At 64.1% G+C, this 26492-nt stretch carries 23 protein-coding genes; 11 read left to right on the plus strand and 12 right to left on the minus strand.

Annotated elements, in window-relative coordinates:
- Window positions 1-56 precede the first annotated feature (56 nt).
- From ABWK72_RS14570 to ABWK72_RS14580, 3 genes are read left to right on the plus strand one after another with little or no spacing between them, the layout of a single operon-like run.
- Complete coding sequence (locus tag ABWK72_RS14570; protein WP_367870301.1) at window positions 57-368, plus strand: hypothetical protein; 312 nt, start codon at window positions 57-59, stop codon at window positions 366-368.
- A 6-nt stretch (window positions 369-374) separates the two neighbouring features.
- On the plus strand, window positions 375-1238 hold the full coding sequence (locus ABWK72_RS14575) for an NAD(P)-dependent oxidoreductase (protein WP_367870302.1): 864 nt from the start codon (window positions 375-377) through the stop codon (window positions 1236-1238).
- Between the two features lie 37 nt (window positions 1239-1275).
- Window positions 1276-1875, plus strand: coding sequence for a hypothetical protein (locus tag ABWK72_RS14580; RefSeq protein ID WP_367870303.1), 600 nt, complete (start codon window positions 1276-1278; stop codon window positions 1873-1875).
- A 71-nt stretch (window positions 1876-1946) separates the two neighbouring features.
- On the opposite strand, the gene ABWK72_RS14585 is transcribed toward ABWK72_RS14580, so the two are convergent.
- Window positions 1947-2441, minus strand: a complete 495-nt coding sequence (locus tag ABWK72_RS14585) for a redoxin domain-containing protein (RefSeq protein ID WP_367870304.1) — start codon at window positions 2439-2441, stop codon at window positions 1947-1949.
- A 73-nt stretch (window positions 2442-2514) separates the two neighbouring features.
- Here ABWK72_RS14585 and ABWK72_RS14590 point away from each other — a divergent pair, with 73 nt between their 5' ends.
- Window positions 2515-3804, plus strand: coding sequence for a valine--pyruvate transaminase (locus ABWK72_RS14590; protein ID WP_367870305.1), 1290 nt, complete (start codon window positions 2515-2517; stop codon window positions 3802-3804).
- 268 nt (window positions 3805-4072) lie between these two features.
- Complete coding sequence (locus ABWK72_RS14595; RefSeq protein WP_367870306.1) at window positions 4073-5239, plus strand: IS4 family transposase; 1167 nt, start codon at window positions 4073-4075, stop codon at window positions 5237-5239.
- 218 nt (window positions 5240-5457) lie between these two features.
- Here ABWK72_RS14595 and ABWK72_RS14600 read toward each other — a convergent pair whose 3' ends face one another.
- From ABWK72_RS14600 to ABWK72_RS14625, 6 genes are all read right to left on the minus strand, one after another.
- The gene (locus tag ABWK72_RS14600) at window positions 5458-6366 is read right to left on the minus strand and encodes a hypothetical protein (RefSeq protein ID WP_367870307.1); all 909 of its coding nucleotides are present in this window, start codon (window positions 6364-6366) and stop codon (window positions 5458-5460) included.
- 53 nt (window positions 6367-6419) lie between these two features.
- Window positions 6420-7391: an SIS domain-containing protein gene (locus tag ABWK72_RS14605; RefSeq protein ID WP_367870308.1), complete on the minus strand. Its 972-nt coding sequence runs from the start codon at window positions 7389-7391 to the stop codon at window positions 6420-6422.
- A gap of 53 nt (window positions 7392-7444) precedes the next feature.
- Window positions 7445-8749: a hypothetical protein gene (locus ABWK72_RS14610; protein ID WP_367870309.1), complete on the minus strand. Its 1305-nt coding sequence runs from the start codon at window positions 8747-8749 to the stop codon at window positions 7445-7447.
- An 83-nt stretch (window positions 8750-8832) separates the two neighbouring features.
- Window positions 8833-9813, minus strand: coding sequence for an alpha/beta hydrolase family protein (locus tag ABWK72_RS14615; protein ID WP_367870310.1), 981 nt, complete (start codon window positions 9811-9813; stop codon window positions 8833-8835).
- Between the two features lie 586 nt (window positions 9814-10399).
- Entirely contained in the window at window positions 10400-12955 is a 2556-nt protein-coding gene (locus ABWK72_RS14620; RefSeq protein WP_367870311.1) for a polynucleotide kinase-phosphatase, read from the minus strand.
- A gap of 3 nt (window positions 12956-12958) precedes the next feature.
- Window positions 12959-14359, minus strand: coding sequence for a 3' terminal RNA ribose 2'-O-methyltransferase Hen1 (locus ABWK72_RS14625; protein ID WP_367870312.1), 1401 nt, complete (start codon window positions 14357-14359; stop codon window positions 12959-12961).
- 284 nt (window positions 14360-14643) lie between these two features.
- Between ABWK72_RS14625 and ABWK72_RS14630 the strand changes: the two genes are divergently transcribed.
- Entirely contained in the window at window positions 14644-14931 is a 288-nt protein-coding gene (locus tag ABWK72_RS14630; RefSeq protein ID WP_367870313.1) for a hypothetical protein, read from the plus strand.
- Window positions 14932-14990: 59 nt separating this feature from the next.
- On the opposite strand, the gene ABWK72_RS14635 is transcribed toward ABWK72_RS14630, so the two are convergent.
- From ABWK72_RS14635 to leuS, 3 genes are read right to left on the minus strand one after another with little or no spacing between them, the layout of a single operon-like run.
- A complete protein-coding gene (locus ABWK72_RS14635; protein ID WP_367870314.1) occupies window positions 14991-15416 on the minus strand; it encodes a hypothetical protein in 426 nt (141 codons plus the stop codon).
- Between the two features lie 3 nt (window positions 15417-15419).
- Window positions 15420-18806: an SNF2-related protein gene (locus ABWK72_RS14640; protein WP_367870315.1), complete on the minus strand. Its 3387-nt coding sequence runs from the start codon at window positions 18804-18806 to the stop codon at window positions 15420-15422.
- Window positions 18807-18812: 6 nt separating this feature from the next.
- Window positions 18813-21662 (minus strand): leucine--tRNA ligase, encoded by a 2850-nt coding sequence (gene leuS, locus ABWK72_RS14645; RefSeq protein WP_367870316.1) that lies wholly within the window; start codon window positions 21660-21662, stop codon window positions 18813-18815.
- A 148-nt stretch (window positions 21663-21810) separates the two neighbouring features.
- Between leuS and ABWK72_RS14650 the strand changes: the two genes are divergently transcribed.
- Window positions 21811-22326 (plus strand): 6,7-dimethyl-8-ribityllumazine synthase, encoded by a 516-nt coding sequence (locus ABWK72_RS14650; RefSeq protein ID WP_367875345.1) that lies wholly within the window; start codon window positions 21811-21813, stop codon window positions 22324-22326.
- Window positions 22327-22354: 28 nt separating this feature from the next.
- On the opposite strand, the gene ABWK72_RS14655 is transcribed toward ABWK72_RS14650, so the two are convergent.
- On the minus strand, window positions 22355-22834 hold the full coding sequence (locus ABWK72_RS14655; RefSeq protein ID WP_367870317.1) for a thioredoxin family protein: 480 nt from the start codon (window positions 22832-22834) through the stop codon (window positions 22355-22357).
- Between the two features lie 110 nt (window positions 22835-22944).
- Window positions 22945-23403 (minus strand): thioredoxin family protein, encoded by a 459-nt coding sequence (locus tag ABWK72_RS14660; RefSeq protein WP_367870318.1) that lies wholly within the window; start codon window positions 23401-23403, stop codon window positions 22945-22947.
- 79 nt (window positions 23404-23482) lie between these two features.
- On the opposite strand from ABWK72_RS14660, the gene rdgB reads away from it, so the two are divergent.
- The 4 genes from rdgB (at window position 23483) to ABWK72_RS14680 (ending at window position 26480) form a co-directional block, all read left to right on the plus strand.
- Complete coding sequence (rdgB, locus tag ABWK72_RS14665; protein ID WP_367870319.1) at window positions 23483-24079, plus strand: RdgB/HAM1 family non-canonical purine NTP pyrophosphatase; 597 nt, start codon at window positions 23483-23485, stop codon at window positions 24077-24079.
- 46 nt (window positions 24080-24125) lie between these two features.
- The gene (locus tag ABWK72_RS14670; protein WP_367870320.1) at window positions 24126-24701 is read left to right on the plus strand and encodes a hypothetical protein; all 576 of its coding nucleotides are present in this window, start codon (window positions 24126-24128) and stop codon (window positions 24699-24701) included.
- A gap of 91 nt (window positions 24702-24792) precedes the next feature.
- Window positions 24793-25308 (plus strand): NlpC/P60 family protein, encoded by a 516-nt coding sequence (locus tag ABWK72_RS14675; RefSeq protein WP_367870321.1) that lies wholly within the window; start codon window positions 24793-24795, stop codon window positions 25306-25308.
- Between the two features lie 104 nt (window positions 25309-25412).
- The gene (locus tag ABWK72_RS14680) at window positions 25413-26480 is read left to right on the plus strand and encodes an acyltransferase family protein (RefSeq protein ID WP_367870322.1); all 1068 of its coding nucleotides are present in this window, start codon (window positions 25413-25415) and stop codon (window positions 26478-26480) included.
- The last annotated feature ends 12 nt before the right edge of the window (window positions 26481-26492 follow it).

Here is a 26492-nt window from a genome sequence, read left to right on the forward strand (position 1 = left end):
TGCCCCCACGCGTTTCCGGGATTGTGTGCCGGGCTGCGGGAAGTTAGATTGCGCGCATGAACCCCGACGACGACGGAGAACGGACTTGGACCGAAGCGACGGCATTGGCGGCTCCCGCCCTGCTCGGCGCGGCGGCCGGCCTGATCTTGGGCGATCTGATGAGCCCGCAAGCCCGCCGGGGCGCGGCGCTGGGAGTCGCGGCGCTGGGGATTGCCACGCTGCTGCCGCTGACGGTCGGGTTCGCGATCGGTCTGGTGAACGGCCCGGAGAGCAAATTCGGGGCGCGGCGCCGCCTGCGCAAGATCCGGGACGCCGGGGTCGGTGCCGGGTATGCCGACGACGATTTGGGCGATCTGCGGGCCGTCTGATTCCCCATGCGGCTGGCAATCACCGGGACGACGGGACGGGTGGGACGGGCGCTGGCGACTGAGCTGGCGACAGCCCACGAGGTGATCGAGCTGCCGCGCGCGGTTTTCGATCTGGCGGACCCGGCGGCTCCCGGGATGCTGGCGGACTGGGATTTCGATGTACTGTTAAATCCGGCCGGGCTGACTGGTCTGGAACACTGCGAGGATGATCCGGAGTTGGCGGAGCGGGTCAATGCGGCGGCACCGGCGGCGATGGCGGAGATTTGCCGGCAGCGGGGCAAGCGGATGCTGCATTTCAGCACGGATTACGTGTTCGACGGTCTTCAGCCCGGCCTGAGACGTGAGGATGATCCGACGAATCCCCTCTCGGTCTATGGAAAGACCAAGGAGCGGGGAGAAAGGGCGGTGATCGAGGCGGGCGGGACGGTGATGCGGGTGTCCTGGGTCTTCGGGCCAGAGAAGCCGGCCTTCCCGGATACGGTGCTGGACCGGGCCTTGGCCGGGCTCGAGGTGGCGGCGGTGGCGGACAAATTCTCCCTGCCCGCCTACACCACGGATCTGGCGGGGTGGACGGCAGGCCTGATCGGGGCGAGCTGCCCTGCGGGAATCTTCCACGCTTGCAACGGCGGGCCGGGGACAAGCTGGCACGGCATGGCGGTGGAGATCGCAGCTTGCCTGAAAGAACAGCACGGGATCGAGATTCCGGAACCCAAGGCACTGCTGATGAATGAGATGGCAGCTTTCCGGGCGGTCCGGCCCCGGCATACTGCGATGGATACGGGACGCTTGGCAGCACTGCTGGGAAAACCACCGCGGGATTGGCGGGAAGCCTTGAGGGAACACGTGGAATCCCGCCTGATATCCCGTTGACCCCTGTGGCAGGCCGTGGCACTTTGATTGCACTTTCATGAAGTGGCCTCTCCTTCTCCTCGGTTCCTGTGCTTTCGTCCTAGCTTCCTGCGAAACCGGGGAGGTGACGACCAGTAGCGACTTCGACCCGCTGCTCCCTCCCGGAGCCGGACGGTCCGCGGTGACCAAGCGCACCGGCTACAAGCCCGGCAGCTTTGTCCGCACCAGCATGGACAACGTCGCTTTCTTCAGCAAACGGCCGAAGGGCGACGTGGAGGCTGAGAAGCAGCTCGCCGGAAACACCGAAATGAAGGTGATCTCCGACGACGGTAACTACGTGAAGGGCGAGCTCAACAGCGGCGAAGTCGGCTTCGTGCTATCGGTGCAAGTCACCGACGGACAGGCGAGCGCGGTGCCGATGGTGGGTTCGGGCAGTGAATTTCAGGTCTATCCGCCACCGCCGGGCGGAGTGCCGCCGGTGATCGATCCGAACGTCCCGACGATTCCGCCGGTGATCGATCCGAATGCGACCGCGCCAATCATGCCGGATGTTCCCGCGGTTCCGCCGGTGCCGGAACTGGAGAACCCGGCCGCGCCGCCGGTGCCCGTGGAGCCGACGCCGCTGCCTCCGGGCAATGAGGCGGAGCCGGGGCAGTAAGCGCTTCCACTCTCAACGAAAAGGCCGCGGAGATTCCCGCGGCCTTTCCGTTTGGTAGAATAGCAAGAATATCAGGCGAGGCCTTGGAGGGTCGTCTTGACCGCTTCGAAGTCGGGCAGGTCCTTCGGGTGATCCTTCACGTCGAGGTAGCGGACGATGCCTGCCTTATCGATGACGAAGGCGGAGCGCTTGGAGACGCCGCCCATGATCAGGTTCGCCTCGGGCAGGAACTGCTCGTAGGCGACGCCGTAGGCCTTGGCCACCGCGTGCTCGTAGTCGCTGAGCAGGGGCAGGGTGATGCCGGACGTCCGGGCCCATGCTTCCTGCGCGAAGGGGTTGTCGCCGGAGATGCCGAAGACCTTTGCGTCGAGCGATTCGTAGTCACCGATGCCATTGGAAATGTCGCACATCTCCTGGGTGCAGACGCTGGTGAAGGCCATCGGGAAGAAGAGCAGGACGATGTTCGACTTGCCGATCAAGTCGGCCAGCTTCACGAGCTGCGGGCCTTCGGCGGTTTTGGTAACGAGGGTGAAATCCGGTGCTTTGTCGCCGAGTTGGAGGGCCATGAATTTGAGAGGTTGTTCTTGAAAGGGCGGCCACTATAGGGTCAGGGGTCCGGCGGTCAACGGCACCCGCGTCATGAATCACGAATTCTCCAACATCGGCCGGCAGCTTGCCGGCGGCAGCGGCATCGAGGAACTGATGGAAGACCTGGGTAACGCCCTGGCTTCCGGCGGGCCGGACATCTGCATGCTCGGCGGCGGCCAACCGGCGCACATCCCGGCGGTGAATGCGATCTGGCGGCGGCGCATGGAAGAGATCCTGGCGGAGCCGGGGGTGATGGAGAAGATGCTGGCGAACTACGATCCGCCGCGCGGCAACCCACGCTTCATCGCGGCGCTGGCGAACCTGTTCAAGACGGAGTTCGGCTGGGCGCTGGGGCCGGAGAATGTGGCGATCACCTCGGGCGGGCAGACGGCGTTTTTCTTTCTCTTCAACCTGCTGGCCGGCGAGATGCCGGACGGGCGAAGCAAGAAGATCCTGCTGCCGCTGGTGCCGGAATACATCGGCTATGCGAACCAAGGCTCCTGCGGTGACCTGTTCCGCGCCGTGCCGCCGAAGATTGAGAAGACCGGCCCGCACGAGTTCAAATACCGTGTGGATTTCGACGCGCTGGAAGTGACGGACGACATCGCCGCGATCTGTGTTTCGCGGCCGACGAATCCCACCGGCAACGTGCTGACGGATGAAGAGATTGCGCGGCTTTCCACATTGGCGAAGAAGCATGGCATTCCGCTGATCATCGACAATGCCTACGGCGCGCCCTTCCCGAATATCATCTTCACGGATGCGAAGCCGGTGTGGGACGAGCACATCATCCTAACCCTGAGCCTGTCGAAGATCGGCCTGCCGGGGACGCGGACGGGAATCGTGATCGCGCATCCGAAGATCGCCGCGGCGATGGCTTCGATGAGTGCGGTGGTGGGGCTGGCGAACCCGAACATCGGGCAGACGATCGCGCTGCCGTTGATCGAGAGCGGGGAGATTCTCAAGATTGCCGACGAGACGGTGAAGCCTTTCTATGTCGAGAAGTCGCGGCAGGCGCAGGGTTTCGTGGCGGAGAGTTTTGGAGAAGACTTCGACTACTACGTGCACCGTAGCGAGGGAGCCTTGTTCTTGTGGCTATGGTTTCCGGGACTGCCGATTACTTCGCGGGAACTGTATGAGCGGCTGAAGAAGCGCGGCGTGCTGATCATCTCCGGGCACTACTTCTTCTTCGGCCACGATGACGAGTCATGGCGTCACCGGCATGAGTGCCTGCGGATGACCTTCACGATGGATGAGGGGGTGGTGCGGAGGGGCATCCAGGCGATCGGGGAAGAGGTGCGGCGGGCGCATGCGGAGGCGGGGGAGATGGTTGGGGTTTGAGGGGATGTGGATTGTGCTATACGGACGGCTCTACCACTGGGAGCGCGGAGCCACCGGCCCGCAGAAGTAGCCCTTGTAGCGGGTAATTCACGCGGCGTATGGATACCGCCGTAGCTTTGCTGCATGCCTTTCCCACTCCCGTAATCGCTTGGACCATTCTGCGGGCCGGAGGCTCCGCGCCAGTTGTGTTCGGCACGGCTGATGCTGCCCGCGAATGTGACATTCGTGTCACTTGTACTCCGGGCCCGGGTCTGGCATAACCCGTCCGGTGGCACGCAGGAAACCGGTTCCCCGTGAAGACACGCTCAGCGGCTTCAAGCTGCTCGAGCGCTTTTGCGAACTCTTCGAGCCTTTCGACCAAAGGCGCGTGAAGTCCGTCCGCGAGTCCGATCCCCGCCGGGGCTTCGACGCGCAGGGCTACTTCGTGATGATGCTCTTCACCCTGCTCAACCCGGTCATCGATTCGATGCGCGGCTTGTGCGCCGTCTCGAAGTTCCGGCGCTTTGAACAAGGCACCGGCCTGGGTCCCGTGAGCCTCGCCTCGTTCTCGGAAGCCCAGTCGGTCTTCGATGCCAACCTGCTGCGCGGGGTCCTGCGCGAGCTGCTGGAGCGCAACAAGGACGCGCTGCCCAAGGAACTGCGCGGCAAGCTCGGGCAACGCGAGCTCGAAGCCATCGACAGCACGATCCGGGAAGTCATCCCGCGCATGGGCTGGGCCTTCTGGCGCGAGCAAGGCCGCAACCGTCACCACGGGGTGCGGCTCCACCTGCGCTGGCGGATCTTCGGCGGGGGCTGCGGCGGGGCCGAACTCACACCCGCCATCGAATGCGAGCAGCGGACCTTGCGCCACGAGCTCATCGAAGCCGGCATCGTCTATGTCGGCGACCGCAACTACTCCGGCAACTACGGCCTGCTGGAACGCATCGTGGAAGTCGGCTCGGACTTCATCGTGCGGCTGCCGGAGCGCGCGGTCTTCAAGGAGCTCGAGACCCTGCCGCTGACCAAGGCGGAACGTGCCGCGGGCATCACCCACCACGTGCGCGTGGCCTTGGGAGATGAAAAACCCATCGACCGCAACTGGCGGGTGGTGCGGATGATTATCCCGGGCTCGGGCGAGCCGCTGATGATCCTCGCCAGCTTGCCGGCCGACACATTGAGCGCGGGCGACCTGTGCGAAATCTACCGGCGGCGCTGGAGCATCGAGATGTTTTTCCGCTGGCTCAAATGCACGCTGCCGTGCCGGCACTGGCTGGCGGAAAGCCCCAACGGGGTGGCGGTGCAGGTTTACATGGCCCTGGTCGCGGCGCTGCTGCTGGCGGGCCGCAACGGCAAACTTCCCGGCAAACGGCACATGGAAGCCATCCGCCTGTGGCAAACGGGCTGGATCGAAGACGACGAACTGCAGCAAGCCCTCGGTCTGAAAAAAAGCAGCTAGGCCCTCGCAGGAGAAATCACGCGCCATGACCGGCGCGGCGCGCAGCCGTGTACCGGCAGCACCATGCGGAACGTCCCTTGAGACGGGCCAGGTATCGCGCGATTCGCGCCCGAAGCCCGGCCTGCCCCCTTGTGATCGAGCAAAGCATCGCCCGTGCCGAACACAACTGGCTCCGCGCCCCCAGCGGTAGAGCCGTCCGCCGGTAGTGGACTGAGGTGTTATAAATACGCCTTCACTTCCCGGGACATCTTCATCACGGCTTCCAGCGAGCGCGCGGCATTGGCCATCCACTGCTGGCCGAATTCGGCGAAGCCGAGGGGCTGGACGGTGGCGCAGAGCAGTGCGGCCAGGACGAGCTGGTTGGCCAGATAGATGATGACGAGCGAGAGGAAGGTGCCGTTCTCGCGCAGGTCGGGTTGATCGCGCGGGATCATCCACAGGGTCCACAGCAAGTGGAAGGCCCAGAAGAAACCGACGAAGCCGAAGAGGATTTTTTCCGATGTCGGCGTGGTCTCGAAGGCGAGGCCGATCAGGGCATGGGCGAGCACTCCAACGACCGCCCACAGCGGCACGAAGTAGGGAGAAAGGGCGATCGCGATGTTGGTCTTGTCGGTGGTGACGTAACCGCCGTCCAGGCTCACGCCCCAATCGCTCACCCGGCCGCGGAAGGCCCAGATGAAGAGGATGTGGGTGAGCTCGTGACCGAGCACGTAGAGATAGAGGAAGGCGGGGCGCAGGAGGCCGGAGAAGAACCAGCCGGTCATCAGCAGGACGCCGGTGGCGAAATACCAGAAGGCTGGCATTTTCCAGAACTCGTGATCGATCGTGGCCTCGGAGAATTGCGTGAAGAAGGTCCAGGAGGTGATCCAGCACAACGGCAGGAGCAGCAGCCCGAAGGTCCAGCGCCAGAGCCGCGTGAAGACGCTGGCGGGTGGATCGATGTAGCCGGCGGTGGCCGAGAACGAGGCGCGGATGTTTTTCAGTTCGCGCTGGTTCAGACGGCGGTTGATCCGCTCGTGGGTGCGGGCATTTGCGCGGCTCAGGGCCTCCGACAGGCTCTGGCGACGGCGGGCACGATTCCCGGTCGTGGAGCCAAGCCGAATCTGTTTCTTGGGGGGCCTCGCCATGCGCGGGGCCTTGATTACTTAGCTTTTGTTAATGAATCAAGCCGGATTGTAATTCAGACAATTTTGAGCCGCGCCAAGTCCTGGGTATCGACCAATCCGACCGCCCGGCCCTCGCTATCCAGTACCACGACATCGTCAATCCGGTGGGAACCGATGGTCTGGAGAGCCTCGACGGCGAGGGAGGAGGCATCGACGCTGACCGGCTTGCGGGTCATGAAAACGGCCACCGGCTGATCGCCGACGTGGGGATCGCGCTGGTAGCAGCGGGCGAAGTCGCCGTGGGTGAAGATTCCGGCCAGCTTGCCATCCGGCTCGACGACGACGCAAGCCCCGGCGCGGGCCGAGGACATCGCGACAAGGGCCTCGCGGACGCTCGCGCCATTCGGGACCGAGGCGAGCTGCTCACCGGCGCGCATGATGTCCGAGACGCGGGTGAGCAGGGCCCGGCCGAGTGCCCCGCCGGGATGGAAGCGGGCGAATTGTTCCTCGGTGAAGCCGCGGGCTTCCAGCAGGACCATCGCGAGGGCATCGCCCATCACCAGCATGGCGGTGGAGGAGGAAGTGGGGGCGAGCTTGAGCGGGCAGGCCTCGCGGTCGACCGAGGTATCGAGCACCACGTCGCTGTGCTCGGCGAGGGTGGACTTCGGATTGCCGGTGAGCGCGATGAGGGTAACATCGAAGCGCTTGATGTGCGGCAGGACATCGAGCAGCTCGCCGGTTTCGCCGGAGTAGGAGAGCAGCAGCACCGCATCGCCATCCGAGACGATGCCGAGGTCGCCATGCAGGGCGTTCTGGGAATTGAGGACGACGGCGGTGGAGCCGGTCGAATTGAAGGTGGCGGCGATCTTGTGGCCGATGTTCCCGGACTTGCCGATGCCGACGACGATGATCTTGCCGCGGCGGTCGAGGGTTTCGTGGAGGAGGTCGATGGCGCGGATGAAGGATTCATCGAGGCGGCTGGCCATGCGCTGCAGGGCCCCGGTTTCGATCTCGATCACTTGCCGCGCGTTCGCCAGGAAATCCATGGCCGGAGGATGAGCAGGCGGGGGGGCTTCGGGAATGGGAAAATCCGCGGTCCCTATTTCTTCCGCTTCGGCCAGGCGAGCCACTTGCACATCCGCAGCAGGAGCACGGCGAACAGGAATTCCACGCCGAGGATCAGCCAGACGGCCCAGGTGAGCGGTGCCTTTGTTAGAGCAGTCCCGCCGCCGCTGAGGGAAAGCTGGTGGAGGATGACGGTCTCCGCGAAGTGCGGGGCGTGCTTCCAGTCCGAGACGAGGCGCGGCAGCAGCAGGGTGCCATCGGGCATGGGGAAACTGCCCGCGATCATTTCCGCGCCGAGGATGCCGGCGCGGTGGTGATCGCCATGGAGCCGCACGAGGCCGATGCCGAGTCCGGTGGCGCCGGTGCCGTAGCCCCAGAGGACGGGGCCGGAATCAGGATCGAAGTAAGTGCCGTTTTTCCCGGAGTCCTTCGCGAACTCGCGCCAGCCGGCGGCGAAGCTTCCTTCCTGCCAGAAGCCATCGACCCATTGCTCGTAGAGCTTGTCCGCCATTTCGGGGTCGAGGGTTTTGGCGAAGGAGAAGAAGAAGCCATTGGTGCAGCCGCGGGTGGGGGCGGAGGCCTCCCCGGTCATGGCAAGGGCCATGTAGGGCGGAAGGTCGCCATTGAAATTCGCCATCAGGCGATGGAAGGCCTTGCGCGCCCATTCTTCCCGCGCGGGATCGGCACGCCGGATCATGGCGATGGCCGCGACCACATCGCAGGGGAAGCACTGGTTCGGGTAGTCATCGATCAAGCCGTGGGGCGAGGCATCGATGTCCGCCGCGAGGTCGCCGACGATCTGGTGCAGCAGCGGCAGATGATCGGACTTGCCGGTCAAACGATGATGCGCGGCCAGCCCGCCGACCAACAGGTAGCGGAAGAAGCAATTCGGCTCGGTGAGGTAGTCATCGCCCCAATAGGTGCGGACCCAGTGCGCGTGGCCGGGATCGACGAGGATGCGCGCGCAGGCATCGATGGCCGCGGCACCGGTTTCCCGGGGCGGGCGGGCAGCGAGCGTGGGATCTTTTTCCCACAACTGCTGCAAGTTGTCGGTGGCCAGCAGATAGAAGAAGGCCCCGTAAACCGGCGATTCGGTAGCGGTGATCTGGCTGACGCCGAGGGTCTCCGCGACGCCGGAGTTGATCCGGCGGTCGACGTAGCCGGGAAGCTCCGCGGACAGGGCGGCGTGCAGGTTGAAGGCGTAGCGCGAGGGCTCGGCAGTCCGCAGCCCGCGGTCGGCGACCAGGATCCATGTCGTCTCCACGAAGGGGTAAACGACGAAGGCCAAGGTCGGCAGCAGGATCAAGAGGGCGGTCAACTGGCGGAGGCGGCGGAGCATCGGTGCCAAAAGAAAACCGCCGGAGAGCGGATGCGTGTGCAGCCCGCGTGAATCAACGGTGAAATCCCCCGCCCCTAGGCTGCTCAGCGGGCCTTCGTGCAGGCGGCCTGAATCTCCGCTGCGGTGACGCGAAGGGTACAGGTGGGGCCCTTGTCGGTGAGGATCTTGGCGGCGAGCAGGGCATTGGTCGGCGCAAGCACCGAGAAGTGATCCTGCCCGGCGACGATGATGAAGTTGAGCTTCGGATTGCGGTTGCGCTTCTGCATCACTGCGAGCGAGTCGCTATTGCCATCTGCGCCTTCCATGGCGACTGCCGCGCAGGAGATGCCGTCGAGGAACTCCACCGGCGCACGCAGGCGGCCCTCCTTGGCGTCCGTCACGTCGAAGGGGAGATTTTTCTGGCCGTAGCCGGCGACCTCATCGATGGGGCCGAAGGCGATGACGGCGCGGAAGCGACTCTCGGGCGCGGCAGCAGCAGTGAGCAGGGCCAGCGTGCCGCCGGTGCTGTGCCCGCCGAGGTAGATCCGCGCGGGATCGACCCATGGCAAGGTGGCGGCGTGAGCGGCGGCGGCCAGCACGTCATCGACCTCGCCATAGAGGCCCTCCTTGACGCCCGGATTGTCATTCCCGCCACGCAGCGACGGATACATCATCGCCAGGCCGGCCTTGCGATAGGCGGAAGCGGACTGGTCGTTTTTAACCGGCATGCCTTCCTCCCAAGCGATCTCCGAGATGCTGTTGCTGAAGCCGCCGACGAGCCAGATCACGAGCGGGTGTTTCTTTCCGTCGGCGGGATCGGGGCTGAGATAGGCGGCCAGCTTGCCAGCGGGCGAGTTGTAGGTGATCCGGTCGAAGACTCCCTTTGGTGGAGCCGGTGCCGGTTCGTCTTCCGACTCCTGCTTGATCAGCTGAGTGGCGAAGCCCGCGCGCGCGGTCGCGAGTGCAGGAGTTCCCGTGCCGGCTGCGGAGGATGAGGTTGCGGGCTTCTTGCAGGCGCTTGCCATGAGGATGGCAAAGGCGAACGCCGCCATGGCGAGCGGATTTGCAGGACGGGAGACAGTCATGGCTAGGAGATGACTTTAAGATCGCGCGGTGGTGAAGCGGAAAATCGCCAAGACGATCCGCAGCTCCGCTCCGGGAGCGCGGACTTCAGTCCAATGCCTTTAAGGATTCGCCGTAGGCGGGTCTCCTTTTGAGTGCGGCGACATGTCGCCGCTTTGGATCGATCCACGGAAAATCTCCCGACCGTCCCCGCAGCCGACATGTCGGCTGTGCCCAGGCGTTTCCGGTTGGCGCGCCAGCGGTGGCGTGTGCTGCTTTTCCGGAAAGGCTTCGCGAGGTCGACGAAGACTCCAAGGAGGATCGATGGCACGGGGAAGGGCCGTACCGGACACGCCCTTGCGGAGCCGACATGTCGGCTCCGGGGATGCCATCGGGGCCGGGGATCATCTCCCGAAAGCTGCGACATGTCGCAGCACTCCAAGGATTGCCGCCCTGCGGCAATCGAATCCTTTAAGGCATTGGACTTTAGTCCGCCCCAATCGTCAGGCTGGAGGTGTGGAAAACTGAAGCAGCCCATGGGTTGCCAAGTCTGCGCAGAAGAGATCCCCGGGCTGATGGGGCGGACTAAAGTCCACGCTCCCGGGTTCATCACAGGCGCGGGTCCACCGGCTCGCTCTCCATGGCCAGCACGGCGAGGACGCACTCGTGGACTTCCCGCAGCGGACGTCGGGCAACGAAGCGGGCGAGGCCTTCGATGCCCAAGGCGAACTCCCGTTCCGCCATCGACCGCTTGTGGCCGAGGCCCCGGTCTTTCAGGCGCACGAGATGATCGGGGTGGTCATACTCCGGGCCGTAGATGATGCGCAGGTATTCGCGGCCGCGGCATTTCACGGCGGGCTGGACCAGGCCGCGCTTGCCCTTGGAGATGAAGTCGCGGGGCTTCACGACCATGCCTTCGCCACCTTTCGACGTGAGTTCTTCCCACCACGCAATCGCACCGGCGACGGCGGCTTCATCCTTCAGGGAAACCTCACGCCAGCGGGTGGCGGGGAAGAGACCGGGATCGGCGGCTTGCAGGCGCTCGGCCAGAGCCATGTGCCAGAGGTGGTCGCGATCGGTGAAGACGCTCCCCTCCCCTGCGAGGAAGTGGAAGGGTGCGAGCTTGAGACCTTCGAGACCGGCCACGTCCCAGCAGTAGTGCTGGTAGGCCGCGCGGTAGCGGGTGAGCATCTCCATGCGGGAGGTGTTCCGTGCGGCCATCGATTCGAGCATGGCGCGCGCCTCGGGCTCTAACAGGGGATTTTCTCCGAAGCTTTGGAAGGCTTGTCCGGCGGCTGCCGAATGCGCGAAGGCGGCGGCACCGACGGACGCATACTGGGATTGCACCAGGTCCATCGCCTTCGCCGACCATGGCATGAGCTCGCAATCGAGGCAGAGCCAATCGGTCGCGAGTTCGTCCCAGATGCCTGCTTGTTCAAGCGCTGTGGAGAGGCGGTCGAGCAGGGCTTGCTCCAGCGAGAGGTCATTGAAGAAGGGCCGGCCGGTGCGGGTGTAGATCACGCCGCGGCGCTTATTCTTCAGGCCGAAACGGGTGATGGCCAGCTCCGGATCGCGGCAGACCACGGCGACGGCACGGGAGCCCATGTGCTTCTCCTCGCAGACCACCGCGTCCACGCCGGCCTGCGCGTAGTAGGCGAAGGCTTCTTCCGGACGCTCCAGCCAGCCGTCCATCTTGCTGGTGCCGCAGGGCGACATGGTGGGCGGCAGGTAGACGAGCCAGCGAGGATCGGCGGAGAAGTGGCTCATCACCTCCAGTGCGGCGAGCACGTTCTCCTCCCGCACCGTGATGGCGGGGCGCAGCGCGGTATCGATGAAGCGCTTGCCGCGAAGGTCGTCGAGATCGAGCAGGCGGTCGTGCGCGAGCTGGGCATCCGGTCCGGTCTCCGGCAACAGCGGGCGGGCGGACTCGGCGTAGGTGGCGAGGGCCGGGACGCTGACGGTTTCGAGTTCGGGATAGCGCAGGGCTGTTAGAGCGCCGCCGAAGCAGCAGCCGGTGTCGATATTCACCGTGTGATTCAGCCAGCGCGGCGCGGCAAAGGGTGTGTGGCCGTAGACGACCAAGGCCCTGCCGCGATATTCGCGGGCCCAGTCAAGGCGCTCGGGCAGGCCGTATTCATCGCGCTCGCCGGTGGTCTCGCCGTAAAGGCAGAATTCGCGGACCTTGCCGGAGCCGCGACCCTGCATCTCTTCCTTGAGGCCGGCGTGGGCGACGACGAGCTTGCCATCGTCGAAGACGAAGTGGCTGACGAGCGCATCGAGGAAGGCGGTGAGATCGCGCGGATCGATGGGATCGGCTTCGAGCTGGGCGATGGTTTCCGCGAGGCCGTGGGTGGGCTGCACCTTCTTGCCATTCAGGTGACGCAGGAATTTCGTGTCGTGATTTCCCGGCACGCAGATCGCGCTGCCGGCTTTCACGGAGGCCATCGCGAGGCGCAGGACATTCGGCGAATCCGGGCCACGGTCGACGAGGTCGCCGACGAAGACGAGACGCCGGCCTTCCGGATGGGACACAACGTGATCGGTGACGCCGTAGCCGAGCTTGTCGAGGAGAAGCAGCAGCTCCGGGTAGCAGCCGTGCACGTCGCCGACGATGTCGAAGGGACCGTGGTCGTGCTTGCGGTTGTTCCAGAGCGGCTCGCGCTCGATGCCGGTGATCGCGTCGACCTCCTCGGGAGAGTTCAGGTAGTGGATGTGCCGGAAGCCTTGGCTCTTGAGACCGCGCAGGCCTTGGCGGAGCTGGGAGAGCTGGCGCTTCACCACATTCGGCCCGAAGCTGCGGTCGGGCCGCAGGGCGTTGCGTTCGTGGCAGACGCTCTCGGGAATGCGGAAGACGATGGCGGCGGGCAGGAAGTGATACTCGCGCGCAATCGCGATCAACTGCGCGCGGGACGACGCGTCCACGTTCGTGGCATCGATGACTGTTAGACGTCCCAACTCGAGCCGCTGGCGCACGAGGTGGTGCAGCAGCGCGAAGGCCTGGGCGCTGACCGTCTGGTCGTTCTCGTCATCCGAGACCATGCCGCGGCAGGCATCGGAGGAGACCACCTCGGTCGGCTTGAAATGCCGGCGCGCGAAGGTGGACTTCCCCGATCCCGAGGGACCGATAAGAAGCACCAGCGACAGCTCTGGAAGGCGGATGGTCATCGTTCAGGCGTTGCGGTTGAAGATTGCCATCTGGCTCGGCGGACCGTGCTCGGTGTGCTCCTCGCCGAGGGCTTCGAATTCGACGGCATAGCCGTGCTGCGTGGCAACGCGCTCAGCCCATGCCTGGAACTCCGAGCGCGTCCACTCGAAGCGATGGTCGGCGTGGCGCAAGCTGCCGGGTTTCATGCCCTCGAAGAGCACGTTGTATTCGCGGTTCGGCGTGGTGACGATCACGCGCTGCGGAGCGGCATCGGCGAAGACGACTTCCTCCAGCGAATCGAGGCGGTCGGTATCGAGGTGTTCGATGACTTCCACCAGCGCAGCGACATCGTAGCCGCGCAGGCGCGAGTCGCGATAGACCAGCGAGCCGAGGAAGATGTCCACCCGGCCTTGGCGCTTGAAGGGCGGCAGCCGCTCCAGGCGCTCGTGGGCGATTTCCAACACGCGGCTGGAGACATCCATGCCGGTGAGCTTCGGGATCTTGGTCTGGTGCAGCAGGCGGCGCAGCAGCTTGCCCTCCCCGCAACCGAGATCGAGAACCGAGGCGGGCTGGTAACCGGTGATCAATTCGGCGACGCGGTCCAGGCGCTGTTCATGCAGCGAGAGCTTGCGCTCGACGGCGGGCTCGGTGCCGGTGTCGGTGGCCTCATCCCCTTCTTCATCGCTGACCTCGGGTTCGGGTGCGAGGCGTTCCAGGGCCTCGCGGGCAAGGCGGACCTGATGTTTGAGATAGCGGCGGACAATCCAGTCCTTCTCCGGATGACTGGCGAGCCAGCCCTCGCCCTTGGCGAGCAGCTTGTCGATCTCGTCCGCACCGACCCAGTAGTGCTTGGCGCGATCGAGCGCGCCGATCAGCACGAAGAGGTGCTTGAGCAGCAGGTGCAGCGGAGTCTTTGCGCGCAGCACCAAGCGGTGGTAGCGGCTCTCGCCCCAAGTCGGGAAGGCCGGGTCCAGCGGAATGCGGCTGGTCTCGACCGCGTAGCCGAGCGGCTCGAAAAGCCGCTTCAGGATCTCGCCATCGCCTGCCGGAACGACGGGCAGCACGACTTCCAGATCGAGCGGTTGATCGACCAGTTCCGGGCGCTTGGTGCAGCGGCCATTGAGCGCGGTGCCGTAGGCGCGGGCAATCGCGACGGAGAGGAAGGACGAGGCGGCGTAGGGCCGGTCATTCACATACTGCCCCAGCGCCCAGCCGCCCTGTTTCGCGCCGGCGGAGCGGACGAGAGCGATGGGATCGACCTCGACCAGCAGCACCGCGGTGCACTCGCTTTCCGTGGCCGCGGGGTAGAAAACCGTGCCCTTGCCAAACGCCAGCTCAACCGCGTGACACCGGGCCGGATGCTTGTGCAGCAAGTGGCCGAGGTCGGTGGCAGACGGGCTGCGGTTGGTGATGGAGAGGAGCAAAGTCCGATGGGTCTAACCGTAATCAGGCTTTCGGGCAAGTTCGCAACGCTTTCAGTCCCACCACAGATTTGACAGACCCAAGCCAAGCGGCCGCGTCATCGCTCAACACCGTGCAAGGTGGACTTGTCGAACCGAATACGGCATGGTGAATTGACGGCATGAGGGCAGGCGACCTGATGAAAGATCCGTACTTTGCCGCGATTCTGATGCGGATCGAAGGACACATCCATGACCAAGATCGGGATACCCGGAGCGGGGGGATCTGGTCGCCAAAGGACTCCGCGGTGAAATCCGCCCTGCGGAAAGCCGAGCTGGCGATGGGAGGAAAGAAGCCGGTGGCCAAGCCCAAGGGCGAGGTCGAAGAGTGGGTGGCCGCTTTGAGCGGGCAGTTGGTGGAAATCGGCAGGGAATTGGCGAGGGAAAAGGGGCTGCCGATCGCCCATTTCGCGCTCGCGCTCAAGGCGGCTCAAGGATCGCTGGATACGCAACGGGAAATAGCGGGGCACGCCCGGGGGTATCTGGACTTTCTCGAAGGGTTCATGCGTGAGGCGCGGGGCGAAGGACGCCAGTGAAGTGCCACCCGATCAGGCGATTGCCTCGAACATGACCATGCCATTGCGGCGGTGAGAACTCAGCCGAGGGGTAGGTTCGGCTGCTCGACCGCTTCCGAGAGATCGCCGTGGACGCTACGCGAGATGATGTCGCGGGTGGTCTCGTCGAGGTAGCTATGCAGCAGGTCGGAGAGTTCGATGTACTGCGGCCATAGGACTTTATCCACCATCGAGCGCGTGGTGCGGACCATCACGGTGGTCTGGCGCTGTCGATAGCGACGGTAGGGCGCGAGATTGTGGCGGCGGACGAGAGCGACGAAGAGCTGGCGCTTCCAAGGATCCGGCATGCTGAACTGGAACTCTTGCGCCTGCTCCGGCGCGGCGGCGAGCTGTTCCTTGAGCCGGTCCAGGGCGCTCTTGGCCGCTTGCATTTCTCCGGGCGAATCGGTGCCCATGAAGAGGGCTTCGACCTTGCGGATCTTGGCGATGATTTCTTCCCGGGTCATGGGTCAGGCCAGCGGTGCGAGCAGTTGCGAGAGCGTCTCGGCGTCGATCCTGAGCTTCGAGGTGTCTTCCGAGAGCAGGGCCTCGACCAAGGCGGACTTGTGCTTCTGGAGTTCCAGGATGCGCTCCTCGATGCTGCCGCGGCAGACGAGCTTGTGAACGAAGACCGGCTTGGTCTGGCCGATGCGGTGGGCGCGGTCGGTGGCTTGGTTCTCCGCGGCGGGATTCCACCAGGGATCGTAGTGGATCACGGTATCGGCGGCTGTTAGATTGAGGCCAGTGCCGCCGGCTTTCAGGGAGATGAGGAAGATCGGGACCTCGCCGGTTTGGAATTCATTCACCAGCGCGGCACGGTCCTTGGTCTGGCCGGTGAGCTTGATGTGGCGGATGTTCTCTTTCACCAGGTGCTCCTCGATCAGGGCGAGCATGGAGGTGAATTGCGAGAAGAGCAGGATGCGGCGGCCTTCCTCAAAGAGCGTAGGCAGCAGCTCGCCGGTCAGGTAGTCGAGCTTGGCGGACTCCTTCGCTTTCTCCGCGGCGGGGGTCTTGAGCAAGAGCGGATGGCAGCAGATCTGGCGCAGCTTCAGCAGGGCATCGAGCACGATGATGTGCGACTTCGCGAGGCCCTTCTCGGCGATGGCCTCGCGCACGCGCTTGTCCATCGAGGCGCGCACGGATTCGTAGAGGTCGGTCTGCTTCTTGGTGAGGTCGATGCCGTGGATGATCTCGGTCTTCGCGGGCAACTCGGTGGCGACCTGATCCTTGGTGCGGCGGAGGATGAGCGGCGAGACCTTGCGATTGAGGACCATCTGGGCGTCCTTCGAGCGATCGCGCTCGATCGGCTTGCGGAGCTGGGTGTTGAAGGTCTTCTCATCCGCCAGGAAGCCGGGCATCAGGAAGCGCATCAGGCTCCATAGCTCGCCGAGGTGATTCTCCATCGGCGTGCCGGAGAGGCAGATGCGGTGCGCGGCCTTCAGCTTACAGGCGGAATGCGCGGCGAGCGATTTCGGGTTCTTGATGTACTGCGCTTCGTCGAGCACGACCGTGTGCCACTCGTGCTTGGCCAGCTCGTCGTAGTCTCTAACAAGGAGCGGATAGGAGGTGAAGACCACGTCCGAGGCGGCGATCTTGTCGTAGTCCTCGCCACGCTTCGCGCCGTGCAGCAGCAGCGTCTTCAGGCCGGGCACGAACTTCTCCGCCTCCGCCATCCAATTCGGCACCACCGAGGTGGGCGCGACGATCAATGAGGGCTTGCCGGGATTCTTCCCCTGCTCCGCCGCAAGATGGGTCAGGGTCTGCAGCGTTTTCCCGAGGCCCATGTCATCGGCGAGGATGCCGTGCAGGCCGTGCCCGCCGAGGAATTGCAGCCAGCGGAAGCCCTCCTCTTGATAGGGCCGGAGCTTCGCCTTCACTCCCGGCGGGATCTCCACCTGCGGTAGTTCCCGGATATCCTTCAATCCCTTGCCGAGCTTCGCCAGGGCGCGGGTTGTTTCCGAGGAATCGACCGCCAGCGCATCGGCCACCGCGGCGGCGGAGAGGCGGTCGATGCGCAGCGGGCCATCGGTCCGGGTGCCGCGGAAGAGATGGCGAACCTGATCGACCACTTCCATCAACTGCTTGGCAGGGAAGCGGATGAAACCGTCCTCCTTCGTCTCGCAAGGCATCAGGATGAACTCCGGCAGGTTCGGCGAATCCGCAGAGGGCAGGTTGCGTTCGATCGCATGCGCGATCAGCGGGATCAGGCTGAAACGCTTGCCATCGACCTCGTAGGAGACATCGAAACGGAACCAATCGATGCCGTGGTCGGTCTCGGCCTCGATCGCGGGCATGAAGTCCGCGACATCCCGTGCGGTCAGGCCGCAGGCCCGGTCTACGTTGATGATCCAGCCTTCGATGCGAAGCTTCTCGAAAGCCGAGCTTTCTAACAAATCGATCCAGTCGAACTCCGGATGGCCGGAACGATCGGCGGGAAGGTAGCTGTGACGGGTCTCCGCATTCCCGGCGGTGGTCGCATGCACGGCGGAGAGCGGCAGCAGGCCGGCCCGCAATAGGCGGGTGGCGGCGGCCCTTTCGGCCTTGGCGTCGCGCGGCCAGATCACGCGCTTGCCATCGACCAGCGCGGAGTGCTGCTTGGGTCCCTTGTCGGCGAGCGGCGGGAGTTGCGGGCTATCGCCGTATTGGAAGAAGAGGCGACCTGTGATGGCGTTGTGATGGCTCCAGCGATCCGAGAATTTTTGTTTGGCCACGCGCAGGAAGGGCCGCGGGGTCTGGGCGGGGCGGGTCTCGGTCTCGACCTGCACCGGTGTCGGCAGCGAGGTCCCCGCCACCGCGGAGAAGCGCTCGGTCAAAGCGGTTAGATTCTCCGCGCGCACTACCGGACCGCGCGTCCATGCGGCGAGAACACCGGCAGGCAAATTGCTCTCCACCGGGCCGAGCTGCGCGCTCTCCCGGTCGAAGTAGCGCGGCGGCACGGTGGGCAGCAGGATCAGACCCGGACGGATGCCGCGCAGCACCGGACGGGCGCTGCCATCTGGCATGGTCTCCCACACTGCTTCAACCGTTTCCGGAGGGCCTTCCGTCACCACCCGGTAGGAGGAGGAGCCGCGGTAGTCATTGCTCTCCTTGCCGAAGTAAGTGCGGCCCGTGGCGAGAGCTCCTTCTAACAGCTCGTCCCAGCCTGGGCCTTCCATCTTCATGGTGCCCCAACCGCCGTGCTTGTTCTGGCGCTGGCGGTAGAGCGAGGCGAGCAGGATGTCCGCGCGCACCATGTACTGCGGTGGCTTTGAAGGATCGGCGGAGGCCTGGCCGCTCTGGATGCGGATCGTCCCGTCCTTCAGCCGGTTCGCCACCCTCAGTACGAACTGGAGCTTGTCCCCATGGACGGAGATGGTCTCCTCAATGCAATAGGAGAGGAAGCGCGCTTCATTCGGAGCCTTGGCCGGCTTAACATCCGTAGCCGCGGTGGCCTTGGCCGCCGTCTCGATCTCGTGCAGCCAGGTAGCCAGGGCGTGATCGGTCGCGGGCCGGGGAACTCCTGGGACCGTTCCAACGGCAAGCTTCTTCGCCAAGAGGGCCACCAGGGCCGCGGAGTGCTTGCAACCCACCTCCACCGGACACGAGCAGGATCCGAAGACCGACCAGCGGCCACGCGATTCCGAGAATTCGGCCGAGGTCTCGTAGGGCTTCACACGGGAGCCCTGCACGGAGGCGGTGACGATCAGCTCGCCGGTCCCGTGCAGCTCGATCCACTCGACATTCCGGATCGTCGCCTCATTGGCATAGGCAGCGCCGCGCGAGAGGTCGGTACGGTCGAAGCAGCTCCGCCATTGCCCGGCCTGCAGCCACGCCTTCAGGGCCGGCCGCGCCGAAATGCCATCGAGCGCTTCCTGCATGACCTGTTAGTTCGCGACGATATTCACCAGACGGCCGGGCACCACGATGACCTTGCGGATCGTCTTGCCATCGGTCTGTTCCTTCACCTTGGCGGTGCCCAGTGCGATGGCTTCGATGCTTGCCTGGGCGGCATCCTTCGCCACCGTGATCTTGTCGCGCAGCTTGCCATTCACCTGGACCACCAGTTCGAGTTCGTTGGTCTCCAAGGCCGCCTCGTCGTGCTGCGGCCATGGCTCGTTGGCGAGCATGCCGGTGCCGCCGATGCGAGCGTGGATCTCTTCGGTCAAATGCGGCGCGAAGGGGTTCAACACGTGCAGCAGCAGGCGGAATTCCTTGAGGGGAACGAGCTCCGCCTGAGTGAAGGCATTCGTGCAGATCATCATCTGCGAGATGGCGGTATTGAAGGACAACCTGGCGATGTCATCCGTGACCTTCTTCACTGTCTCGTGCACCACCTTGAGCAAAGCCTTGTCGGTGCAGGGCACATCCTGGATCTTCGCGGAGCGCACCCACTCGCCAGCCTGATTCTCTTCAAAGGCCAAGCGCCAGACGCGGGCCAGGAAGCGCGAGACGCCTTCGACGCCCTTCGTGCTCCACGGCTTCACTTGCTCCAGCGGGCCCATGAACATTTCATAGAGGCGCAACGAGTCCGCTCCGTAGGCGTCAACCACGTCATCGGGATTGACCACGTTGCCGCGGGACTTCGACATCTTCTCAGCCTTCGCGCGGACACGGATGGAAGGATCATCCTTCAAGACGAAGTAGTCGTTCTCCTTCTCCAGATCGCCGGCATCGATCACGACCTTCTGAAGAACCTCGCGGCTCGTCGTGTGGGTGAATGTGCCGTCTTGTTCGTTCACGTCCTTGAAGCTGATCCAGGCTCCTGCAGCATCCTTGAAGCCAAGGAACTCCATCTCGCCCAGGATCAGGCCCGGACTGAAGTAGCGGTTAAAAGGTTCGTTGCCCGAGACGTGGCCGAGATCGTGGAGCACCTTGTGCCAGAAGCGGGCATACAGCAGATGCAACACCGCATGTTCGGAGCCGCCGACATACAGGTCCACCATTCCCGGCTTCTCGCCATTGCCAGCCCAGTAGGACTCGGCCTCCTTCGAGATGAAACGGCCGCTGTTACTAGGATCGCAGTAGCGCAGGTAGTACCAGCACGAGCCCGCCCACTGCGGCATCGTGTTGGTCTCGCGGATCGAGCCATCCGGCAACTCCACCCACTCACGCGCCTTGCTCAGCAAGGGCTCGGGCGAGCCGGTCGGCTTGTAGTCTTCCAGCGGTGGGGCCAGCAGGGGCAGTTCGGCATCCGGCACGGCGTAGTGGTTGCCATCCTTCCAGGTCAGCGGGAAGGGCTCGCCCCAATAGCGCTGGCGGGAGAAGAGCCAGTCGCGCAGCTTGTATTGAATGCGGCGCTTGCCTTGGCCCCGCTCTTCCAGCCAAGCGATCATCTTCGCCTTGGCTTCGGCGGTCGGCAGGCCATTGAGATCACAGCGCTCACCCCTTGGATCCATCAATCCCCATCCGATAGGCGGCGATCCGATGGCCACACCAGGCTCAGAGAATGCGTTCTCAACATAAGGGGGTAAGAGGCCTGTAAACCCAGCAGGTGGAACCGATGGCATAACCACTTGGACAATCGCCAGACCGAACTTCTTCGCGAACTCGAAGTCCCGCTCGTCATGGGCAGGCACGGCCATGATCGCGCCGGTGCCGTAGCCCATCATGACGTAGTCGGCGATCCACACCGGGATCGTCTTGCCGTTCACGGGATTGGTCGCATGGGCTCCGGTGAAAACGCCGGTCTTCTCCTTGCTCAAGTCGCCGCGCTCCATGTCGGACTTCGTGGCGCAGGCCTTCACGTAGGCATCGACGGCATCCTTCTGCTCCGCCGTGGTGATCTCCGCGACGTAGGGATGCTCCGGCGCGAGGACCATGTAGGTCGCGCCGAACAGGGTATCGGGACGAGTGGTGAAGACTTCGATCTCCAAGCCGGACGATGCGGCATCCGGATTTGAAATTTGAGATTTCGAATTTGAGATCTGGAATTTGACCTCCGCGCCGTCGCTGCGCCCAATCCAGTTCTTCTGCAGCAGCTTGACACCGTCCGGCCAATCCAGCGGCTCCAGCTCATCGATCAGGCGCTGGGCATATTTCGTGATCCGCAGCATCCACTGGCGCAGGGGGCGGCGCTCGACGATGTGGCCCTTGCCGCGCCACTCCTCGACCTCCTCATTCGCCAACACGGTGCCCAGATCGGGCGACCAGTTCACCGGTGCTTCGTGGACGAAGGCAAGGCGCACGGCGTCGATCTGCTCGCGGGTCCAGCCCCTCGCTTCCAATTCGGCGATGGGCTTGGCCTTGCCGGCTTCCTCATCGAAGTACGACGTGTACAGTTGCAAGAAGATCCACTGGGTCCAGCGGACGTAGCCCGGATCGGTGGTGGCGACCTCGCGGTCCCAATCGTAGCCGAAGCCCAGCGACTTCAACTGGCGCTTGAAGGTCGCGATGTTCGCCGTGGTGGTGATCGCCGGATGCTGGCCGGTCTTGATCGCGTATTGCTCCGCCGGCAGGCCGAAGGAATCCCAGCCCATCGGGTGCAGGACATTGAAGCCCTGGCGGCGCTTCGCCCGGCCGATGATGTCCGTGGCGGTGTAGCCTTCCGGGTGGCCGACGTGCAGCCCCGAGCCGGAGGGATAGGGGAACATGTCGAGCACGTAGAACTTCGGCTTCGCGGCATCGAAATCCGCATCACCGGGATTCGGCGTGCGGAAGGTCTTCTCCGCGTCCCAGCGCGCCTGCCAGGCGGGCTCGAATTCGTCGAAGGGGAATGGCTTGCGTCGGTCGGACATGGCTTGATGCAGATTTCTCCCGCCACCGGCGGGGCGCGGAACTTGGCCGAACTCCCTAGATTTGAAAAGGAAAACCCCGCCGCCGAATGTCGCCTCCCGCAGCGCAATCCGGCTGCGAAAATGCCCGCGCTGCCCCGCGTCCGCAACCATTGACACCCCGACCTCCCCGGCCTTCGCTTGCCCCATGAACATCGCCCTGATCTCAGCCACTTGGCATGCCGACCTGCTCGGGGGTGCCAGCAGCTCCTGCAAGAAGGCCCTGGCGGACGTGGCCACGACGGCGGAATTCCAAGTACCGGGTGCTCTGGAGATCCCGCTTTTTGCCCAAAACCTGGCCCGCACCGGGAAATACGACGCGATCATCGCCTTCGGCCTCATCGTCGATGGCGGAATCTACCGCCATGAGTTCGTGGCGGACGCCGTGATCTCCGGGATGATGCAGGTGCAACTCGACACCGGCGTCCCAGTCTTTTCCTGCGTGCTCACCCCGCAGCAATTCGACGAGAGCGAGGAGCGCGTTGCCTTCTTCCGCGATCACCTCGTGATGAAGGGCGCCGAAGTCGGCAATGCCTGCCTAAAGATGCTCGCGGCACTGAAAGCCCTTCACGCCCAAAACGGCGCACCGATCGGCTTCCAGACAGCCGCCGCCACGTCGACCCCATAATCTGCCGTCTCCGGCGACGCGCCGGATTTCAGGTGGCTGGCACCTTAGCCGGCTCCGCTGCGGGCTTCTTGGCCAGCAGCTCCTTGATCTTGGCCACATAGGCCTCCGGGCCGCCCTTTTGGTAGCCGATGTCCTCGGAGAGCTTCTTGCCGTCCGCATCGAGCAGCAGCACCGTCGGGTAGCCCTCATTGAGGTATTCCTTTTTCAGCGCGGCATTCTGTTTCGCCAGATCCTCGGAGAGCTTCGTCTTCTGGGGGAAGTCCGCTTCCATCAGGATCAGGCTCGAGGCCGCGTAGTCCTTGAAGGCCTTCTGATCGAAGACTTCCTTGTGCAGCTTAATGCACCAACCGCACCAATCCGAGCCGGTGAGGTTGATCAGGATCGGCTTGTTCTCGGCCTTGGCCTTCGCCTTGGCGGCTTCCCAATCGGTCGTCCAGCCTTCAGGAGCGGCGAGGGAAACAGCTGCGGTGGCGACGAGAACGGCGAGCGAACGGAGAAGCGTCTTCATAGGAAGGTAGGACGGCGGGCACGGGGCGAAATTCCCTGAAAGAAAAAACCCCGCCCGGCACATGATCCGGGCGGGGCGGGCTGCCATGAACAGCTCTGCTGTGAAATCGGTCAGTCAAGGGACTTCTTCTCCGAGGCCTCCTCGAGGTGCTTCAGAAATGCATCGGTCTTCGGATACTCGGAAGCGAAGAAGCGGTTGTATTCCTTACCCTCGGAATCGAACAGGATCACCGTCGGGAAGCCCTCGATCTTGTACTTCTCGGCGAAGGGATCGTTCTTCTTCTTCAGCTCCGGGTCGCCATTCGGAAAGTCGAGTTCCACGAGGATGAACTTCTTGCTCGCGGCCTCCACGAATTCCTTCTTGGAGAAGACGTTCTTGCGCATCGCGATGCAGGGCGGGCACCAGTCGGACCCGGTGAATTCCACCAGCACGGCCTTCTTCTCTTTCTTCGCCTGGGCGAAGGCCTTGTCGAGATCCGTGGACCACCCTTCCAACTCCTTGGAGAAGGCGGTGCTGACCAGCGCGGAGGCACCGAGTGCGAAGGAGGCGAGGTAGGTGATGGCTTTCATTACGTGCTATAGGCGTAGCACAGGATCGGAATATTTCAAAATTCTTGGCCGCGGGCCGTCGCCCGGCTACCCCCGGGGCATGCCTCCGGAACTTCCCATCCTGATCGTCGCCACCCGCAATGCTCACAAAACGCAGGAAATCCGCGAGATCATCGGCGACCGCTACAAAGTTCTGGACGTGAATGATTTCCCGAACCTGCCCACCGTGGATGAAACCGGCACGACCTTTCTCGAAAACGCCACGCTTAAAGCAGTCGCGATCAGCCGCGAGGTGACGGGATTGGTACTCTCCGACGACTCCGGACTGGAGGTCGATGCGCTCGGCGGCGCGCCCGGCGTGTGGTCGAGCAGCTACGGCGGAGAAGAGGGCAATCACCCGAAAAACAATGCCCGCCTGATGGCCGTGATGGCGGGGAAAACGAATCGCAGCGCTCGCTTCCGTTGCACGATGGTGCTAGCGGAAGGCGGCGAGGTGCTGGCCGATTTCAGCGGCTCCGTGGAAGGCAAGATCCTGGAGGAGCCCTTCGGAGCTGGGGGCTTCGGCTACGATCCGCTCTTCGCGCCGGAGGGCCAAGAGCGGAGCTTCGCGGAGCTGGGGTCCGAGGCGAAAAACGCCCTCAGCCATCGCGGCCGGGCCTTGGCCAAGGTCGCTGCCTGGCTGGAATCGCGGGGCTGATTATCCCAAGGTCGGCTGCGGCCAATCCTGCTAGGCTCTGCGCTTCATGATCCGCGGACACAGAAATAAGCTCGCCCTGGTGATGGGGGCTCTCTGGATCGCGTTCAGCTCGATCTTCGTCGGGCTCGGGCTCTGGGCGATGTGGACCGGCTTTTCGGGCGGGAGCGCCGAACAGATATGGATTGGCCTCGCCTTCACCGTTTTCGGCGGATTCTTCGTGGCGCTCGGCTTGGCAATGATCCGCGATGAGCCCCTCAGAATCACCCCCAAGATCAGCCGCCAAACCACAAACAGAAACGGGGGTCTGCCCGAAGGTGCCAGCCCGGTCGTATTCATCCTCTTATTTGGCACGGCCGGACTGGCCATGCTGGTCTTAGCCCTCCTCAAACGCGATTTCTGGTGGTGGGGGATGATCCCTGCGCTGCCCTGCCTCGCCTTCGGCATCGGCGGCATGTGGGTGGTGCTCAAGCGGCGCCGCAGGCGGCAGAAGCGAGCATTGAAGGCCGCGAGGGAGGTCGCCCGAAGCCAAGGCGAAACGCCGCCAAGGAAAGCGCTTCTGATTTTCCAGCCGCAGGCTCCGGCGATCGGCAACTTCCGCCCGGCCTTCCGCTCGATCTCCTAGAGGACGTAGCTGTTTCCCGTTGAAAATCAGTCGCATCCCGGCCCATCAAAAAGATTTTGTAAAAAATCAGGAAATCCATAAGATCCGGAATGTGAAACGAATCTTCTGGGTCTTGTCGCTGCTCCTCGCTGTCGGATTGAGCTCCTGCGCGCGGCAGGTCAAAGCCAAGCAACCCGTCTCGTACCGCTTCAAAAGCGGCGAGACCGCCATGCTGAAGGACGGCATCGCCTACGCCCCGAAGAAGTCCCCGACGGCCGTGAAACGCGCGATCGCCGCCGGCAACCGGCTGCAGGGGAAGCCCTACAAGTGGGGCGGCGGCCACGCCAGGCAGAACGATAGCGGTTACGATTGCTCCGGCACGGTCTCCTATGTCCTGCGCGAAGCCGGCCTGATCAAGGGATCCATGCCCAGCAATGGCTACTTCAGCTACGGCAAGAAGGGCGAGGGCGACTGGATCACGGTCTACGTCCGTAGCGGCCACGTCTTCATGACCGTCGCCGGCCTGCGCCTCGATACCGGCGGCCCCGGCGGGCGCAGCGGCCCCCGCTGGAAGCCCCAGACCCGCTCCGGGAAAGGCCATGTGATGCGCCACCCCGGCGGCCTCTGATCCCGGAATTCCAAATCTCAAATCTGAGATCTCAAATTCCAGATCTCGGATCTCGGATCTCGGATCTTAGATCCCGGATTCCTTCCCGCACCACGGCACACCGATTGGCGATCTCTTCCAAGCGCAATACCCAGCTCGACGGCTGGCGCGGCCTCGCCGTGCTGGGGGTCATGTGGCAGCATTGGACGCCCGCTTCCTGGCGCGGTCTTTTCCCCTTCGAGATCGGGCTCTACTTTTTCCTCACGGTCAGCAGTTTCCTGATCACCCGCAGCCTGCTGCGCGACAAGGCACAGGGCGACGCGGAGGGCGGAAAAAACTGGCGGAGCCGGGCCTACGCCGTCTTCCAGAAGAAGCGCGCCCTGCGCATTCTGGTCCCCGCCTACATCGCGATGCTATTCGCTTGGGCCTGCGGCTCGCCGGACATCTGGCAGCACCCGCTCTACTACCTCACCTACACGGTGAATTTCCACATGGCGACGATGCCGGAGCTGCCCTCCGGTACCGCGCACTACTGGAGTCTCGCCGTTCAGGTCCAATTCTACCTGCTCTGGCCGCTGCTGATCTATCTCACCCCGCGGCGATGGCTGGTGCCGGTCTTGATCGGAGTCTCGGCGCTGGCACCCCTGTCGCGGTTGATCCTCTTGCACTACTTTCCGGAAATCATCAGCCCCGGAGCGATCACCACCTCGGCATTCGACTACTTCGGGGCCGGGGCCCTGCTCGCCCTGGCATTGGATTCCGGCTCGCAACCCGGCGACCGCCGCTGGATCCGGGCCGCATGGATCGCGCTGCTGCCCTATGTGGTGCTCTACTATCTGGACCGCACCGGCTCGCCCGTTCCCGGAGTGCGCCACTTTCAGCAGACCCTGGTCTCCATCGTTTTCGCCGGGTTAATCTGCGCCACGCTGGGGGGTCTGCGCGGAGCCGCAGGGCGGATGCTCGAGCATCCCGCGATCCAGAACCTCGGTAAGCTCAGCTACGGGATTTACCTCTTCCACACGCCCATGCCGCTGCTTGTCGGCAAGATCCTGCCTTGGCTCTGGCACCCTGCGGTTCCCCTGGCGGCACGCCTCCCGGTATTCTTCGCCTTCTCCTGGGGAGCAGCGTGGCTGTGTTGGCGCTGGCTCGAAGCTCCTTTGGATCGAATCCGGCTTGCGAAGCGCGCGGCCTAGTCACTTTTTCCG

This window comes from Luteolibacter sp. Populi (genome assembly GCF_040801775.1).
Taxonomy (GTDB): Bacteria; Verrucomicrobiota; Verrucomicrobiia; order Verrucomicrobiales; family Akkermansiaceae; genus Haloferula.